This window comes from Streptomyces sp. NPDC045968, from assembly GCF_056430475.1.
In genome coordinates this window covers 488,123-504,711 of sequence record NZ_JBWKLF010000004.1, presented here as the reverse complement: position 1 = coordinate 504,711, position 16,589 = coordinate 488,123, and the positions used below count along the sequence as shown (strand labels likewise).

Genomic DNA, 16,589 nt, shown 5'->3' with positions numbered 1-16,589 from the left:
CTGTGCCATGAAAGGCTGAACGTATGACGATTACGGCGAGAATCCGTACCGCTCGTGGAGTGAAGGGCGCTGTCGTATCGGCGGTCGCCGCCACCGTCTGCTACCTGATCTGGTCGGGCGGCCGGGAGTGGGCGCAGGGGGCGCGGGACGCCGATCCGGACGCGATCCTCGCCGGCTCCCTCGAATCGGTGCTGGCGCTGGCCGGTGGGGTGGGGTGCATGCCGCTGCTGCTGTGGGTGGGGATGCGCGCGACGCGGGAGCGGGGCAGTCATCTGCTCGTCATCGCGGGGACCGGGGTGTGGTTCTTCCTCGGAGGCCATGTGGTCGAGGACGCCGTCGACGGCGTCGGCACGGCTGTGTTCCTGGCCCTGTTCGCCGTGCTCGGCGGCCTGCTGGCCCTGGTCCGCACACCGGACAGGTGACGGTCCCCCTCTTTCGGCCGGCCGGTCAGCCGTACAGCTCGCGGTAGGAGGGGAAGTCGCCACCGGGGCCGTCGACGCTCTCCGCGGCCAGTGCCGCGTGCACCACGGCCCGGGTGAGGACATCGGCCCCCGCCGCGAGCACCGCGTTGAGTTCCATGGCTTCCAGGTGCGCGCCCCAGCCCGAGCGGTCGGCCGTCCCGCCGGGCGCCTCCGGGCTCTCCGGCACCAGCGGCAGCCGTCCGGTGGACAGCGCGAACACTGTGTCGCCGTCGGTGAGCAGATGGACCGGGCGTACCGCGCGGGCCAGGCCGTCGTGGGCGGTGCCGGCCAGCTTCTGCGCCTGTGCGCGGGTCAGCGTCGCATCGGTGGCGATCACGGCCAGCGTGGTGTTGAGCGGCTGCGCCGCGCCCGCCTGCCGCCGCCGGGTCTCCTCGCGGGCCGCGGTCAGCCGGTCCAGCGCCTTGGTGTGCCGTTCCTCGTCCGGGGGCGTCGCGGACAGCCCACGCGCCCGGAACTCGTCATCGAGGCCCGTCCGGGCGCCGTAGAGAATCCCGCTGCCGGGATCGAGCAGCGAGCCGGCCGCGTTCGCCACCGCCAGCGCCGCCACGGTCGCCCCGGACGGCAGCACGACACTCGCCGTACCGACGCCGCCCTTGAGCCCGCCGGCCACCGCGCCGGTGCCCGCCCCGACGCACCCCTGCGGCACCTCGGCGCCCTCCTCCGTACCGTCCGCCGCTTCGACGGCCGCACGTCCGAGGTCCGCGCCCGGCCTGGCCCGCCACCGCCCGCCGCGCCCGAGGTCGAACAGGGCGGCGGCGGGGACCACCGGGACCACCTGGCCCGGGCCCGGACCCACACGGAAGCCGCGTCCCCGCTCCTCCAGCCACTCCGCCACGCCGCCCGCCGTGTCGAGCCCGAAGGCGCTGCCGCCGGACAGCACCACGGCGTCGATGCGCTGCACCAGGTTGCGCGGGTCCAGCGCGTCGGTCTCCCGGGTCCCGGGGCCTCCCCCGCGCACATCGACGGCGGCCACGACGCCGCCCTCGGGGGCCAGCACCACGGTGACACCGGACAGCCAGCCGTCACCGGTCCGTCCCGCGTGGCCCACGCGCAGCCCCGCGACATCCGTCAGCGCGTTCATCGGCCCGGCCATCGGTACTCCGGCCCCGTCCGTCCCCTGACGCACACTCATCAGCTGTCCTCCCGAGACTCCCCTGCGGCGCGATCACCTCACGGTACCCGGGCGCCGCACCTCAACTGCCGTGGTTGCGAAGCCTGTCGGGGGTGATGCCCGCGGCGCATCGCCGTGCGGCACAAAGGGCATGACCGATTCCCCGCCAATGCCGGTGGAGACCGGCGCCATGGACCGGTGGCTCGCCTACGCTGGCGGCCGTGGCTCTCGACACGGCACATCCGACCGGACCGCACGTGCCCTCCTGGCTGGCCGACGTGGCCCTGCGGGCCGGCCGGGACAGCGCGCCCGAGCTGGAGCGCTATGCCGCGCGGGGGCCGGAGTCGGGCAGGTCCTCCGCCGTCCTGGTGCTGTTCGGTTCCGGGGAGAACGGACCGGATCTGCTCTTCCTCCGGCGCTCCGGCGCGCTGCGCCACCATCCGGGGCAGGTGTGTTTCCCCGGCGGCTCCGTGGGACCCGATGACCGCGACGCGGTGCACACCGCCCTGCGCGAGACCACGGAGGAGACCGGCCTCGACCGGGCGGCCATCCGCGTCGTCACACCGCTGCGGCCGCTGTACCTGGCCTGGAGCGGCTTCTCCGTGACGCCCGTGCTCGGCTGGTGGGAGGGCGGCAGCGCGCCCGCGAGCGACGGCAGCGAGATCGTGGCCGTGCACCGGGTCCCCGTACGGGACCTCGCCGATCCGGCGGGCCGGCTGCGGGTCCGTATGACGGCGGGCTACACCGGGCCCGGATTCCTGGCCGGGGAGCTGTTCCTCTGGGGCTTCACCGGGAGCCTGGTCGCCTGGCTGCTGCGGCTCGCGGGATGGGAACGGCCGTGGGACACCACCCGGGTCGAGGACCTCGCCGACGCCAAGCGCCGCTACGGGGGCGTCGGTTGAACCGCCCCGGCAGGCGACCGACGCACGTCCGGTGACAACTGAACCACGTCCGGCGGACAGCTGTGCCGTCCGCCGGACGTGTCCGAGGTGAGCGGGATCAGCCGGTCTCGCCGCGGCGGGCCGCGCGTTCGCGCTGGCTCTTGCGGAATCCGTCCACCGGTCCGGTGGAGCCCCGCATCAGCGCGAGGTACTCCCGTGTCTCCACCGCGACGGCCTCCTCCACGGAGACGCCGAGACCGCCCATGACGGCGGCCTTCACATGGCGCAGGCAGTCGCCCGGCATCGCGGCCAGTGTGGCGGCGAGCGCGGCGGTCTCCTCGCGCAGCCGGTCCTTCGGCACCGCCCGCAGAGCCAGGCCCGTGGACACGGCTTCGGCGGCCGAGAGCCAACGGCCGGTCAGGAGCATCTCCATCGCGGGCTGGAGACCCATCTTGCGCACCGCCCGGTGGGAGGCGCCGGCGCCCGGCATATGACCGTACGGGGTGTGGACGTCGCCGATCCGCGCCTCCTCCGAGATCAGCACCAGATCACAGGCCATGGCCAGCTCGAAGCCGCCCGCCCGCGCCTTGGCCTGCACCATCGCGATGGTCGGCATGGGCAGCCGCTCCAGGGCGAACGCCACCCGGTTCATCCGGGCCAGGTAGACCTCGAACATCTCGGTGTCGCCCTTGTCGCCCGCCAGCACCTGACCCAGGAATCCCAGGTCGCTGCCGATGCAGAAGGCCCGGTCCCCGGCGCCCGTGAAGACGAGCACCTTGGTGACCCCGTCGTCCGCCACGCGTGCGAAGGCGTCGATCAGCTCGTGGTGCATGCGCTCGTTGGTGGCGTTGAGTCTCTCGGGCCGGTTGAGAGTGACCCAGGCGACGCCGTCGGCGCGTTCGAGCAGGATCGTCTCGTACGTGTCCGGGTGGAGACCGGCGGGTCCGGGGGGCGCGGGAGCGGTGTCGGTGTCGGGCATCGAAGGGCTCACCGGATCAGGTCGGCGGCGAGCGGGTAATCGGTCATCGGCCGGCCGCGTACCGTCGTGTCGGCCCGCACGAAGACCAGCGAATAGGCGCGCCTGGGCTGGTCGGTGAGGTTCGGGCCGGAGCCGTGCAGGGTGTTGATGTGGTGCACCAGGGCGCTGCCCGCCGGAATGGGGTACGGCACCGGTTCCTGGTCGGTCAGGGCCTCGACGAGGACGGCGCCCTCCTCGCGGCGTACGTGCTCGACGCGGCCCAGGTGGTGGGTGCCCTTCACGTAGTGCACGCAGCCGTTCTCCACGGTGGCGTCGTCCAGGGCCATCCAGATGGTGATGGCGTCCGGCGGGTCCAGGTGCCAGTAGCGGTTGTCCTGGTGCAGCACCAGGCGGCTGCGTTCGCCCTTGCCCGCGGGCTTGTAGAAGGAGTGGTCGCGGAAGAGCCGTACGGGGCCGCCGAGCAGGGCCTCCACGCGGGGCACCAGGTCGGGGCGGCGGATCTGCTCCTCGCAGACGGGGTCGTTCTGCCAGATGCCGATCTTCTGGAGCAGCGCCCTGTCGCTCGGCCTCTCCTGGGTCTCGGACAGGTCGAGGACTCCGTCGGCCGGTTTGTCCTCCCCGGCGAAGAACGCCTTCTCCATGGACGCGCGGAGCGCGATCACCTGGTCGGGCGTCAGGACGTTGTCCCAGCGGATCACTCCGTCCCGCCAGAACGTCTCGCGGTCAGCCTCGGGGTCCGACGTCACCGTCGTCACGTCCGCTGCGTCGGCCGGTCGCTGGAAAGCGGTCATCGGTACCTCTCCGGAGCGCGTGCAGGGTCAAGTCGATCTGCTGGACTCCGCAGCGATGCTGCCACAGAGCCGGCACCCGGCACAGCAGCCGTTGGAGCATCGCCGTGATGCGCCGGCGGCATGGCCGGAGACGGGAATGGCGCCCATGCCACGGCAGTGCGGGGGCGACCCGTTAAAGGCATTGGACGGCGCCGGAGGCCCGTGGTGGGCTGGAGCACACGTGCAGCCCAGCCAAGCTCATCCAGCACCGCTGTCGAACGACCGGAGTCACATCCGGGCACGCCGCCACGCCGGACAGACGCCCGGCGGTCACCCCCATCCTTGATCACCCGCTGACGACCGGAGCAGGCCCACCGTGTGACTCACGGGCCGCACGCACAGCACGTTCTCCAGCCACAGGCCCCGTGTGCACGCAGGCTGCGGGCGGTCAGCCGGGCCGCGCCTGAGGACTGTCCACTCGCAGGAGGCAGACAAGCATGCAAGTTCTTCTCGTGAACGCTCGCCGGTCGGCGTACTCAGGAGAGTCGATCTCCGCACCGCAGTTGGGGCTGCTGTCCCTGGCCGCCGTACTGCGGGAGGGCACCTTCCACGACACGGCGGGCACCGACGTCCACTTCATCGACGACCAGCTCTTCGTCCTGGAGAGGCCGCTCGCCACACCCAACGAACCGCTGCGGGGCTACAACCCGGACGTCGTCGGCATCCAGGTGCTGACCTCCAGCCTCAAGAACGGCGTCAAGCTGGCCTCCGAGGTCAAGCACCACCACCCCAAGGCCCTGACCGTGCTGGGCGGTGTCGGCGCGACCCCGCTGGCCCGCCAGCTGGTCGAGGACGGCTCCGCCGACGTCGTCGTCAAGGGCGAGGGCGAGGTCACCTTCTCGCACCTGGTCCACGAGTTCGGCAACAACGGCCGCAAGAACCTGCACAAGGTGCGCGGGATCGTCTTCCGTGACGACGAGGGCAAGGTCGTCGAGACGGCCGCCGCCCCGCAGGTGATGCGCCTGGACAAGCTGCCCATGCCGGCCCGTGACCTGGCCGACATGGAGCGGTACCGGACGATCTCCCGCGGCCGGGCAGGCAACGTCGTCACCGCCCGCGGCTGCTCGTACGCCTGCGCCTACTGCTACTCCAAGCACCAGTGGGGTGTCGGTCAGCGCCGGCACAGCGCGCAGCGGGTACTCGCGGAGATCCGCGAGCTCGTCGAGGTGCACGGCTTCGACCGCATCCGCATCGAGGACGACGACTTCGTCGAGGACGTCCCGCGCATGCAGGAGCTGTGCCAGGCCATCGAGGACTCCGGTCTTCAGGGCAAGTTCGAGTGGGAGGCCAAGGCGCGGCCCGACCTGATCGACGACGACATGGCCAAGATGCTGCGCAAGTCCGGCTGCTTCCGGCTGCTGGTGGGCGTGGAGACGCTGGACTGGTCGCTGCTCAAGCGCTTGGGCCGGCCGGTCAAGGTCGCCGTCACCGAACGGGCCCTGGACTCCCTGGGCAAGGCCGGGATCGGCACGCAGGCCACGATGATCCTGGGCATCCCCGGCGAGACCGACGAGGCGATGCGCTCGACCATCACCTGGCTGCAGGCCCGGCTCGGCGACAACCCCCACGACATCGTGTCGCCCTGCTTCTTCGTTCCGTTCCACGCGGACCTGGAGAAGGACATGGCCAAGCGCGTCGAGTTCACCGTCGAGACCAGCGACACCGACTGCTACACCGGGCACGTGCCGGTGACGTCCAGCCCCGGGGCCTCCATCGACGAGCTGTGGAAGCTCTACGACGACATGACCCCGACCCGTAAGGACGGCCAGTACAAGCGCATCGCCTTCCTCGCCAACCTGAAGACCGTCCAGACGCGTCTGGGTCTGATGGACGGTGGCGCCCCCATGGCCAAGGAGCCCGCGGCCCTGGTCCCGGAGGTTCAGTGACGATGCTCACGACAGCGGCCGGGACAGCCTCCCCGGCTGTCCCGGGCACTGCGGGCACCCTGGACGTTCCGGCGTACTCGGGCTCACGCCCGGTGATGTCGAACCGGCCGGGACAGCTGCACGACGCCGCCGGGCGGCCACTCGCCCGGCTGGGCAACGCCGGGCGGCTGGTGCAGTTCGGGATGGCGCAGGAGGCCGAGAAGACGGCCCGTGTGCTGCGCGGCATCGACGACGACGCCTGGTTCGGGATGCTGCGCGCCGCCGCCGGGCGGCTCACCGCCCGGCTGGACAGCGGCGAGCTCGACCCGTGGCTGCGGGCGCTGTCCGCGGCGACGGGTCTGCCGCTGCGGCGGGCGGCGCGCGGGGTCCGTACGGTCGCCGACGATCTGGGCCGTATGGAGGAGATCCTCGCCGCGCAGTCGCCGGACGGGACCGTCTCCGCGTACCGGACCGGCGGCGACGACCCGCGCTGGAGCTGGCGGCCTGCCGGGCGGTCCGTGCATGTGCGGGTGCCCGACAACTTCCCGACCATCGGTATCGAGTGGATGCAGGCACTGGCCGCACGCCGCCCGGTGCTGCTGAGCACGTCCGCCCGGGACCCGTTCACCGCGGTGCTGGTCACCGAGGCGCTGTACGCCGCCGGGCTGCCGGACAACGCGGTCTCGCTGGTGCACGGCGACGCGCCCGCGCTGCGCCGGCTGGCCGACCAGGTGCTGTGGCCCGGTGAAGAGGTGCCCGCCGACCTGGCGCCCGGGAAGGTCAAGACGTACCACTACGGCCGCAGCCGGGCGCTCGTCGGCGCCGACGGTCCGAAGGACGCCTGGGAGCGGCTGGCCCGGGAGGCGTTCGCGGGCTGCGGCCGGCTGTGCACCAACATCAGCTCCCTGGTGGTGCTCGGCGACGCCGAGGAGGCCGCGGGTCAGCTCGCGCAGGAGTTCGCGGCCCGTCCGGTGCTGCCGCTCGACGACCCGTCCGCCTCGGTTCCGGCCTTCCCGGACCGTGCGGTGCGGGACGCGCTGGCGACGCGGATCGAGCGGGAGATCGCGGCCGGCGCGGTCGATGTCACGGGGGCCGCCACCGGCGTGCCGCTGCGGGTGGACCTCGACGGTGTCGCCTATCTGCGGCCCACGGTGCTGCTGCTGGACGCGGGTTCGCCGCTGTTCGGGACGGAACTGCCCTTCCCGTTCACCGCGGTGGCGCATGTCCCCCGCTCCAAGGCGGTCGCGGCCTGCGCGGGTTCGCTGATCGTCTCCGTGCTCGGCGAGGCGGGCGGGCTGGTACGGGCGCTCGCCGAGGAGCCGGGCGTCGACAAGGTCTTCGGCGGCGAGGAGTTCGACCGCGGTTACGACCCCCGCGATCCGCACGAGGGGTATCTGGCCGACTTCCTGTTCAAGAAGAAGGCAGTTCTGCCGGGCACCTCCGCGTGACCGGCGGCAGGAACAGCATGAGAGAAGAGGGAACCGCCATGCCAAGTCCGAGCGAGTCGGTGCTCCGTCCGATCACCGACGACGACGTTCGCCGGACCGTCCGCCTCCACTTAGACCCCCGGCATGGCACCCCCTACTGGCTGGAGCGGGACCGGCGCCTGGGCACCAACGCCCTGGAGAAGGTCCACAGCCTCCAGGACGCCGTCACCCTCCTCGGGCTGACGGACGGCGCCGACCAGATGCACTACGAGGAGGCGTCGCGGCGGACCCCGCTGGAGAACTTCGTCCCCCGGTCGGTGCTCGGCGAGGGCGGCCCGCTGTGGGCGGCGCAGACCGGTGGCACCACCGGTCCGGCCAAGCACGGCACCTGGGGCGCCCGTTACTGGGCGGACATCCTGGAGTTCTCCGACGAGTTCCTGGACCTGCACGGCGTACCGAGGAACACCAACTGGCTGTTCATCGGGCCGATGGGACCCCACACCACGGGCCGGCTCGTCGTCGCGTTCGCGGAGCGGCGCGGCGGCATGTGCTTCTCGATCGACCTCGACCCGCGGATCGTGAAGATCTTCGGCGAGGAGGGCATGACGGCCGCCTACGACCGGTACGTCCAGCACATCTGGGACCAGGTGGAGGAAGTGGTCCGGGCGCAGGACATCGGGGTGGTCTTCTGCACCTCGCGGCTCCTGGACATGCTGCCCGAGCGGCTGGGCACCGAGGCGCTGGCCGGAGTCCGGGCCATCGTGCACGCCGGTACGACGATGGAGCCCGACGCCCACCGCCAGTTGCGCGAGGAGGTCTTCCCGGGGGTGCCGGTCGTCGGCATGTACGGCACCTCGACCACCGGCATCAACTGGCAGAAGCCGTTCGAGGCGGAGGACGACCACCGGGTGATCTACGTGCCCTGCCGGCCGCACGTCGCGCTGGACGTCATCGACGAGCACGGCACCGAGGTGCCGTACGGCGAGGAGGGCCGGGTGCGGGTCTGGCGGCTGACCGACGACGCACTGGTGCCCGGATTCCTGGAGCGCGACCGGGCCCGGCGCGTGCGCCCGTACGGGGTGGCCGCCGAGCGCTACCCCTGGCCCTGGCTGGGGGACCCGTACTCCCCTGAATTCACCGAAGGACGACGCGTCGAAGGGGTGTACTGACATGGCCGGTTTCCTGCTGCGCTGCCACTCGGGCCCGGTGGAGTTCCAAGCCCTGGGCACGGGACGCGGACTGAGCACCCTGGTGGTGCGCGACGGCGCCGACGCGCTGGTCGTGCACGGCGACCGGCTGACCGAGGAGGCACCGCCGGTCCACGCCCCGCTCGACGAACTGCTGTCCTGGACCGAGCGGTGCTACGCGCGCTACTGCGCGGTGCTGGTACGCGCCGGCCGGGCCACCCTGTGGAGCGACGTCGGCGCCACCTGCCCGCTGCACTACGCACGCGCCGCCGACGACAGCCTGCTGATCGCCACCTCGGCCGGAGCGGTGCTGCCGCTGCTGGCCGGGCCCCCGGTGCTCGGCGGTGCGGCGCAGTCGCTGCTGCCCGGCGGACGCTTCGCCGGGGTGACGGCCGTCCCGGCGGACACCGCGGTGACGCTGGCCGTCGACGCGTACGGCACCGATCCGGTCGCCACCCGCCAGGTGCGCGGGCTGCCGGACAAGCCGGGGACGACCGACCCGCAGGAGGCGGTGGCCGCCGTCCGCGACGCGCTGCGGACCTCGGTGGGGCAGCTGGCCGCCGGTGTCGACGAGGTCGGGGTCATGCTGAGCGGCGGGGTGGACTCCTCGACGGTCGCGGCGCTGGCCGCCCGGGAGACCTCCGGCGCGGAGCTGCACACGTACACCGTGGGCACGCCCTTCGGCGACGAGTTCGAGCAGGCCGCGTGGTTCGCGGAGCGCCTGGGCAGCAAGCACCACGAGCTGATGTTCGGCCCCGACCAGCTCTCGGAGCTGCTGCCGGGCATGATCAGCGCGCTGGAGACCTGGGACCTGCTGACCCTCCAGATCGCCGCACCCGCCTGCTTCCTGCTCAACTCCATGGCCTCGGACCGGCGTCAGGTGCTGCTCTCCGGTTACGGCGCCGACCTGCTGTTCGCCGGGCTCGGCGGTACGGGCAGTGAGCAGGACATCGAACGTGCGGTGGTCGCGCAGACCACCGCGACCGCCCGGAGCAACGAGTTCGGCCCGGCCTTCGCCGACGCCCGCGACATCGTCGTGCGCTATCCGTACTGGACGCGTGAGGTGATGTCGACGGCCCTGGGCATCCGGGGCCGGCTGAAGGTCCGCGAGGGCACGGCGAAGTGGGTGCTGCGCAGTGCCGCCGCCGAGGTCCTGCCCGCGGAGGTGGCCTGGCGGCCCAAGCGGGGCATCCACGAAGGCACGGCCATGAGCCGGATGTTCGCCGCCGCCCTGGGCGGGGACGACCTCCGCGTCCAGACCGAGCGGCTGCACGCCATCGCGACCTCCGTCTTCTGCCAGGACGGGCCGTCGGCCCGGGGCACCGGCACGGGGAACGGGACCAACGAAAGGGAGGGACTCGATGAGGGTCTTGCTGGTGTGGCCTCGTAACGAACGGGCCCTCCTCAGTGACCGGCTGAGCTGCTGCGAACCGCTGCCGCTGGAGTATCTCGGCGGCGCGCTGCGCGGCGACCACGACGTGACCATCCACGATCTGCGGCTGGACCCGCCGTTGGAGACGTACGCGCAGACGCACGAGCCCCCCGACCTGATCGGTGTGGCCATCCCGTACACCACGAGCGTGCACGTCTCCCGGGAAGTGAGCCGGGAGGCGCGGCGGCTGTGGCCCAACGTCCCGATCGTGCTGGGCGGCCACCATCCGACGGTGTCGGCGGAGTGGCTGAACGGCTTCTCGGCCGACTGGATCGTCGCCGGTGAGGGCGGCGCGGCGCTCAGCCATCTGGCCTCCGAGCTGGAGGCAGGCCGCTCCCCGTCGCCCGTGTCGGGTCTCGCGCCGTACGACGCGCGCACCGGTCTGGAGCGCGACAGCCGGCCCAAGCCGGCGGCGCTCAACAACCTGACGATGCCCGACCGTTCGCTGCTCTCCCACCACCGCGGGGACTACTTCCACTCGGTGTACCGCCCGGTGTCGCTGATCCGCTTCACCGCGGGCTGTCCGTACACCTGCAAGTTCTGTTCGCTGTGGCGGATGACGGACCGGCGCTACCTGGTCAAGGACATCGACCGGGTGCTCGCGGAGATAGCCGACATCGAGGGCCAGAACCTGTACGTCGTGGACGACGAGGCGTTCATCCAGCCCGGACGCATGCTGGAGCTGGCCGACGCCATCGACAAGGCCGGTTTCCGCAAGCGGTTCCACATGTACGTACGGACCGACACGGCGCTGCGCAGGCCCGACGTGATCGCCCGCTGGGCCGAGGTCGGCCTGGACTCGGTGCTGGTCGGCGCGGAGTCGATGACCGACGACGAACTGTCGGGCTACCGCAAGGGCACCGACCCGGGGCAGACCCGGCGGGCGCTGGACATGTTCCACGCCAACGGGGTGAAGGTGCGGGCCAACTTCATCGTGCAGCCCAACTGGCTGGACGAGGACTTCGCCCGGCTCAGCCACACCGTGGAGGAGCTGCAGGTCGACATGCCGAGCTTCTCGGTCCTGACCCCGCTGCCCGGCACGGATCTGTACGACGAGAGCAGGTCCCAGCTGATCAGCGACGATCCGGAGCTGTTCGACTGCTACCACGCCCTGTTCCCCACCCGGCTGCCGCTGGAGACCTTCTACCACCGGCTGGCCGACCTGCTGGCGGGGGCCAGTGCCCGCTCCACACCCGGCGTCACCTCCGGCGCCGACCCGTCGGTCTTCTACTACTCCGACGACAACGCCTTCGACGAGATGCTCCGCGCCATCCGCGGCGGCGCGGACTGGTCGCGCCCCTGGGAGCCGGAGCGCGTGCCCAGCACGAAGTAACCGGCCCGGTGCCCACAGCGAGAACCGTCCGACCACGAGGAGCCGTGACCAGCATGTCCGCCGAACTCACCAGCCACGGCCGCAAGGTGTACTTCATCGGCCTCAACGCGTTTCCCTTCCTGCCCCTGGTGGCCGGCCTGCTGCGCACCTACGCGGAGCAGGACGAGAAGATCGCCGCCGCCTACGACTTCCAGGAGCCCGTCTTCCTGGTCGCGCCGGTCCAGGAGATGGCGGACGGCATCGTCGAGCCCGATGTCCTCGCCCTGTCCTGTTACGTGTGGAACTTCCGCCGCCAGATGAAGGTGGCGCGGCTGGTCAAGGAGCGGTACCCGAACGTGCTGATCGTGGCCGGCGGACCGCATGTCCCGGACCGGCCGGGGGACTTCTTCGCACGGCACCCGTACGTGGACGTGCTGGCGCACGGCGAGGGCGAGGTGGCGTTCCGCGGGCTGCTGGCGGAGCGCCTGACCCCGAGCCCGGACTACACGACGGTGCCGGGCGTCTCGGTGCGCCAGGGAGTGGCGGCGGTGCCCGGGCCGAAGGCCGTACGGCTGCCCCGGCTGATCGACACCCCGAGCCCGTACCTGCTGGGGGTGATGGACGGGGCCGTGGCCACCTGCCGGGAGCGGGGGCTGCGTTTCTACGCCCTGTGGGAGACCAACCGGGGCTGCCCGTACTCCTGCTCGTTCTGCGACTGGGGCTCCGCGACGATGAGCACGCTGCGGAAGTTCGAGGACGAACGCCTCCAGGACGAGATCGACTGGTTCGCCCGCCACGACGTGGAGGACCTGTTCATCTGTGACGCCAACTACGGCATCATGCCCCGCGACCTGGAGATCGCACACGCCCTGGCGGAGGCCCGGGCGGAGCTCGGTGCGCCGAGGCAGGTCAGGGTCAACTTCGCCAAGAACTCCAACGACCGGGTCTTCGACATCAGCAAGACCTGGCACGACGCCGATCTGCTGATGGGCACCACGCTGTCGATGCAGAGCACGGACATGGACGTCCTGGAGGCCATCGACCGCAAGAACATCGGCCTGGACAACTACCGCAAGCTCCAGCAGCGGTACGCGGCCGAGAACATCCACACCTACACCGAGCTGATCCTGGGCCTGCCGCTGGAGACCCCGCGCTCCTTCCGGGACGGCATCGGCTCGCTGCTGGAGGCCGGCAACCACGAGGACCTCAGGGTCTACGAGCTGGGCATCCTGCCCAACGCGCCGCTCAACACCCCGGAGAAGATCGCCCAGTACGGACTGCGCACGGTCCCGAAGCGGATGTACGTGGAGCGCGACGGCACGCCGGACGACGAGGCGGAGACCATGGAGATGGTCATGGAGACCAACGCCATGCCGCGCGCCGACTGGGTCGAGTGCTTCAGCTTCATCCAGTCGGTGCAGTTCCTGCACAACGGCTGCTACACCCGCTATCTGTCGATCTTCCTCCGGCAGGAGCACGAGATCGGCTACACCCGCTTCTACGAGGGGCTTCAGAACTACTTCAGCAGCCGCCCGGACAGCGTGCTCGGCGCCCTGTACCTGCGGATGCGCAGCCTGTACCACGACTACATCGACATCCCCACGCTCCCGCTGGCCAACCTGGTCGCCAGTCAGCCCGACATGGCCGCCGATCTGGCCCCGTACGGCAAGCGCCGCGGCTGGACGATCGACAACTGGGGCTGGCTCCGCGTCGCCCGGGACTTCGACCGGTTCCACGCCGAACTGCGGGAGTACCTCGTCACCCTGGGCCTGCGGCCGGACGAGGACCCCCGGCTGGACGACGTGCTGCGGTTCCAGCGGGACGTCATGCTGCGCCCGGAATACTCCCCGGAGCAGGGCAAGTCCGCGGAGTACAGCCACGACTGGCCCGGCTACTTCACCGGCGGTGAACTGCTGCCGCACCGCGTGCGGGTCGGCTACGGCGACCAGAGCTTCGGTGCGAACGGGCGCTACCGGCCGGTGGCCGGTGACCTCAAGGCGTTCACCATGGCGGCGATCGGCACCAGTTACCCGGTCTCCCGCATGGGTCACTACTGCCACCGTTTCGAGTCCGCCGAGGTGACGTCGCTGGCGGAGCCGGTAGCCAGCGAACAGCGGTGAACAAGGTTCCCGGCCGCACGCCGTCCACCGGGCGGCGTGCGGCCCTCGCTGTGCTCGCGGGGGCCTGCGGGCTCTTCTCGCTGCTCCAGCTGGGCGTCGCCACGCTGCTGCCGCAGATCCAGCACGCCTTCGGGGTCTCCGGTACGGACGCGGCGTGGATCGTCTCCGGGCATCTCCTGGTCGGCTGTGTCGCCACCCCGGTGGTGGGGCGCCTCGGGGACCTCTACGGCCGGCGGGTGGTGCTCGTCGCCGTACTCGCCGTCGTGGCGGTGGCGGCCGTCGTGGCCGCCGCCGCGCAGTCCTTCACCGTCCTGCTCGTCGCCCGGCTGGTGCAGGGAGTCGCGGCCGGGCTGTTCCCGCTCGCGATCGGCCTGCTGCGGGAAGGGTTTCCCGGGCGGTCGCTGGCCGGGCCCTCCGGGGTGCTGTCCGCGGCCTTCGGGACGGGCGGCGGTATCGGCATCCTGCTGGTCGGCGTCTTCGGTGACGGGGCCGCCGCGTTCCGGGGGCTGTTCGTCACCGCCGGCGTGCTCGCGGTCGTCCTGCTGGTGGCGGGCGCGGCGGTGCTGCCCGAGACGCCGCGCAGGGCCGGGACGCGGGTGGACATCCCGGGTCTTCTGCTGCTGAGCGCGGTGAGCGCCTGTGTGCTGCTGGCCCTGAGCCAGTACGGCCGGGAGGGGCTCGGCTCGGCCACCGGGGCGCTGCTGCTGGTGGCCGGTGCGGCGGGCTGCGCGGCGCTGGTCCATGTGGAGCGGCGGGCGGCGCAACCGGCGATCGACACCCGGCTGATGGGCCGGCGGCCGATCTGGACCCTCAACGTCGTGAGCCTGCTGACCGGTCTGGTGATGTTCCAGACGGGCATCCTGGCCCCGGTGCTCGCCGACGCCCCCCGCTCCACGGGCTACGGGCTGTCCGCCGACGGCGCCCTCACCGTGCTGGTGATGCTGCCGATGCAGGTCGCCGCCGTGACCGGCGGGCTGCTGTCCGGCTGGCTGCGGCAGTCCGGCCGGATGTCGGCGCGCGCCGTGATGATCACGAGCACCGTGCTGTTCGCCGCCTCCCCCGCCGTGTTCGCCCTCATGACGGGGACCGCCACCGGTCTCGCCCTGGGCACGGCGCTCACCGGCCTTGGCACCGGTCTGCTGGGAGGAGCCATGGCGGAGCTGCTCACGCTCGCGTCGCCGAGCGGCTCGACGGGGGTGACGGTCGGGATCAACAGCGTCCTCCGCAACCTCGGGGGCTCCTTCGGGGTGCAGGTCAGTTTCATGGTCCTGGCCGTGACGACGAGTACCCGTGGATATCCGGCCGCCTCCTCGTACACGACTGTTTTCGTGGGGGCCACCGTCCTCGCCGCCGCGGGGGTCGCCGCTGCACTGGTGTTCCCGCGCACCGCCGGGCAGCCGGAGCCGGAGGCTCCGATCAGCTCCGGACGGGTCACCCCCACGATCCGGCCAACTACCTGACGGCAGCCCCATTCAGCCCTCGGACGGCCTTACGGTGGCGAGACGTACGTCACGCGAGGCCCGCACCGTCCCTCCTGCCGCGACGGGTGGGCCGGTCCGGTCCGACGGGGGGAGGAGTGCTGGATGTTCGATCTTCGGCGTTCGGATGTGGCCTTGCTGCAAGCGGTTTCCGACCACGGGAGCCTGCACGCGGTGGAACGGGGCGGCCGGATGACGCAGTCGTCCGCGAGCCGCCGTCTGATCAAGCTGGAGCGGCGGCTGCGCACTCCGCTCGTGTCGCGCAGTTCCACCGGAACCGAGCTCACCGAGCCCGGTCACGCCCTGCTGCACGCGGGGCGGCGGCTGGTGGGCGCGATCGACTTCGCGATGGCCACGTCCCACCACCGCACCGACACGGAGGAGCGGCTCCCGGTCGTCCAGTTCGCGGTCGGCACGGAACGGGCGTACGGCATGGGCCGTGACCTGGCGGATCGTTTCCCCGAAGCGGTGTTCGACGTCGTGCCGGGGGACAGCCGCGATGTCTGGCAGCGCTTCGAGCGGTACGCGGTGGACGCCGCCTGCGGCTGGGAGACCACCCGCAGGCCGGGGCTGCGGCGCAGCGAGGCCCTGGTGCGCACCGTGGTCGACGAGCCGCAGTGGGTCGCGCTGCCCAGGGATCACGCGCTCGCCCGGCGGGAGACGCTCGACCTGCACGACCTGGCCGACGCGGAGTGGGTGGCCACGGTGGGCGGCGACGCCTGCGACGACCAGGGCTGGGCCTTCTCCCTGCTCTCGCCCGCTCCCCGCGTCAGCTTCACGGTCCGCTCGCAGAGCGCCGCCCTGGAGCTGGTCGGCCGCGGGTACGGCGTCGCGCTGGTCTCCCCGCTCTCCCCCGAGCCGGAGCACGAACTGAGCCTGGTGCTGCGCCCGTTGCGCCAGCGGCTGGTCCGCAGGCTCTCCCTGGCCGTCGACCCGCTCGTCGTCCCGCTGACGCTCGCCCATGAGCTGTGCACCTGGCTGCGGTACGGCTACGCGCAGCGCGCGGCGAAACGCAATCCCCTGTACGCCGCCTCCGCCTCCTTCCCTCCGCTCACCGAGGGGCCGGGACGTCCGATACGGTCCCGCCCCGAGGCCGACGCGTCGTCCTCCGGCTCCGACGAAGCGCTTCCCGTCCTGCTGTCCGAACTCCACTGGGCGGGGGCGGACTCGGACAACCGGTTCGAGGCTGAGCACCTGCATCTGCTCCGGGTCATCGACCGGATCGGCAGCCTGAACCGCGCCGCCGCCACCCTGCTGGTCACCCAGCCCGCGCTGACCCGGCGTATCCACCGCCTGGAGAAGGGCTGCGGGCTGCCGCTCGTCTACAGCACGGCACGCGGCACCTCCCTGTCCGCCGCCGCCCGCCGGCTGCTGGACTGTACGGGGCCGGCCGAGAGCCGGCTCGACGAACTGGTGGGCCGCATGCGACAGATCGCGGCGGCGCAGCAGATCGGCACCCCGACCAGTAACCGGGCCGCCGCGTAG

Annotated in this window: 13 protein-coding genes; 10 read left to right on the top strand and 3 right to left on the bottom strand. The window is 71.9% G+C overall.

Annotated elements, in window-relative coordinates; all coding sequences use genetic code 11:
• Window positions 1-23 precede the first annotated feature (23 nt).
• Window positions 24-422: a hypothetical protein gene (locus AC07FA_RS15140; protein ID WP_479075769.1), complete on the top strand. Its 399-nt coding sequence runs from the start codon at window positions 24-26 to the stop codon at window positions 420-422.
• Between the two features lie 25 nt (window positions 423-447).
• Here the strand turns inward: AC07FA_RS15140 and AC07FA_RS15135 are convergent, their stop codons facing one another.
• A complete protein-coding gene (locus AC07FA_RS15135) occupies window positions 448-1,614 on the bottom strand; it encodes a P1 family peptidase (RefSeq protein ID WP_479075768.1) in 1,167 nt (388 codons plus the stop codon).
• A 200-nt stretch (window positions 1,615-1,814) separates the two neighbouring features.
• Between AC07FA_RS15135 and AC07FA_RS15130 the strand changes: the two genes are divergently transcribed.
• Window positions 1,815-2,495, top strand: coding sequence for an NUDIX hydrolase (locus tag AC07FA_RS15130; RefSeq protein WP_479075767.1), 681 nt, complete (start codon window positions 1,815-1,817; stop codon window positions 2,493-2,495).
• A gap of 97 nt (window positions 2,496-2,592) precedes the next feature.
• Here the strand turns inward: AC07FA_RS15130 and AC07FA_RS15125 are convergent, their stop codons facing one another.
• Both AC07FA_RS15125 and AC07FA_RS15120 read right to left on the bottom strand, forming a co-directional pair.
• Window positions 2,593-3,453, bottom strand: a complete 861-nt coding sequence (locus tag AC07FA_RS15125; protein ID WP_479075765.1) for an enoyl-CoA hydratase/isomerase family protein — start codon at window positions 3,451-3,453, stop codon at window positions 2,593-2,595.
• Window positions 3,454-3,461: 8 nt separating this feature from the next.
• Window positions 3,462-4,244: a phytanoyl-CoA dioxygenase family protein gene (locus AC07FA_RS15120; protein ID WP_479075764.1), complete on the bottom strand. Its 783-nt coding sequence runs from the start codon at window positions 4,242-4,244 to the stop codon at window positions 3,462-3,464.
• 476 nt (window positions 4,245-4,720) lie between these two features.
• Between AC07FA_RS15120 and AC07FA_RS15115 the strand changes: the two genes are divergently transcribed.
• The 8 genes from AC07FA_RS15115 (at window position 4,721) to AC07FA_RS15080 (ending at window position 16,589) form a co-directional block, all read left to right on the top strand.
• Window positions 4,721-6,169: a B12-binding domain-containing radical SAM protein gene (locus tag AC07FA_RS15115; protein ID WP_479075763.1), complete on the top strand. Its 1,449-nt coding sequence runs from the start codon at window positions 4,721-4,723 to the stop codon at window positions 6,167-6,169.
• 2 nt (window positions 6,170-6,171) lie between these two features.
• Window positions 6,172-7,596 (top strand): aldehyde dehydrogenase family protein, encoded by a 1,425-nt coding sequence (locus AC07FA_RS15110; RefSeq protein ID WP_479075762.1) that lies wholly within the window; start codon window positions 6,172-6,174, stop codon window positions 7,594-7,596.
• 38 nt (window positions 7,597-7,634) lie between these two features.
• Window positions 7,635-8,744, top strand: a complete 1,110-nt coding sequence (locus tag AC07FA_RS15105; RefSeq protein WP_479075761.1) for an AMP-binding protein — start codon at window positions 7,635-7,637, stop codon at window positions 8,742-8,744.
• A 1-nt stretch (window position 8,745) separates the two neighbouring features.
• Complete coding sequence (locus AC07FA_RS15100; protein ID WP_479075759.1) at window positions 8,746-10,152, top strand: asparagine synthase-related protein; 1,407 nt, start codon at window positions 8,746-8,748, stop codon at window positions 10,150-10,152.
• The gene (locus tag AC07FA_RS15095; protein WP_479075758.1) at window positions 10,124-11,527 is read left to right on the top strand and encodes a B12-binding domain-containing radical SAM protein; all 1,404 of its coding nucleotides are present in this window, start codon (window positions 10,124-10,126) and stop codon (window positions 11,525-11,527) included. Before AC07FA_RS15100 ends, AC07FA_RS15095 begins: the two co-directional genes overlap by 29 nt.
• Before the next feature lie 53 nt (window positions 11,528-11,580).
• Entirely contained in the window at window positions 11,581-13,626 is a 2,046-nt protein-coding gene (gene tokK, locus AC07FA_RS15090; RefSeq protein WP_479075946.1) for a cobalamin-dependent radical SAM methyltransferase TokK, read from the top strand.
• Window positions 13,623-15,086, top strand: a complete 1,464-nt coding sequence (locus AC07FA_RS15085) for an MFS transporter (protein WP_479075757.1) — start codon at window positions 13,623-13,625, stop codon at window positions 15,084-15,086. The genes tokK and AC07FA_RS15085 overlap by 4 nt, the downstream gene beginning before the upstream one ends.
• Window positions 15,087-15,209: 123 nt before the next feature.
• Window positions 15,210-16,589 carry a LysR family transcriptional regulator gene (locus AC07FA_RS15080; protein ID WP_479075756.1) on the top strand — a complete coding sequence of 460 codons (1,380 nt, stop codon included), beginning with the start codon at window positions 15,210-15,212 and terminating at the stop codon, window positions 16,587-16,589.

Coding starts and splice junctions, on each gene's coding strand:
- AC07FA_RS15125 (WP_479075765.1), bottom strand. CDS start 3,453: ATGCCCGACACCGACACCGCTCCCGCGCCCCCCGGACCCGCCGGTCTC.
- AC07FA_RS15100 (WP_479075759.1), top strand. CDS start 8,746: ATGGCCGGTTTCCTGCTGCGCTGCCACTCGGGCCCGGTGGAGTTCCAA.
- AC07FA_RS15105 (WP_479075761.1), top strand. CDS start 7,635: ATGCCAAGTCCGAGCGAGTCGGTGCTCCGTCCGATCACCGACGACGAC.
- AC07FA_RS15110 (WP_479075762.1), top strand. CDS start 6,172: ATGCTCACGACAGCGGCCGGGACAGCCTCCCCGGCTGTCCCGGGCACT.
- AC07FA_RS15120 (WP_479075764.1), bottom strand. CDS start 4,244: ATGACCGCTTTCCAGCGACCGGCCGACGCAGCGGACGTGACGACGGTG.
- AC07FA_RS15095 (WP_479075758.1), top strand. CDS start 10,124: ATGAGGGTCTTGCTGGTGTGGCCTCGTAACGAACGGGCCCTCCTCAGT.
- tokK (WP_479075946.1), top strand. CDS start 11,581: ATGTCCGCCGAACTCACCAGCCACGGCCGCAAGGTGTACTTCATCGGC.
- AC07FA_RS15115 (WP_479075763.1), top strand. CDS start 4,721: ATGCAAGTTCTTCTCGTGAACGCTCGCCGGTCGGCGTACTCAGGAGAG.
- AC07FA_RS15080 (WP_479075756.1), top strand. CDS start 15,210: ATGTTCGATCTTCGGCGTTCGGATGTGGCCTTGCTGCAAGCGGTTTCC.
- AC07FA_RS15135 (WP_479075768.1), bottom strand. CDS start 1,614: ATGAGTGTGCGTCAGGGGACGGACGGGGCCGGAGTACCGATGGCCGGG.
- AC07FA_RS15140 (WP_479075769.1), top strand. CDS start 24: ATGACGATTACGGCGAGAATCCGTACCGCTCGTGGAGTGAAGGGCGCT.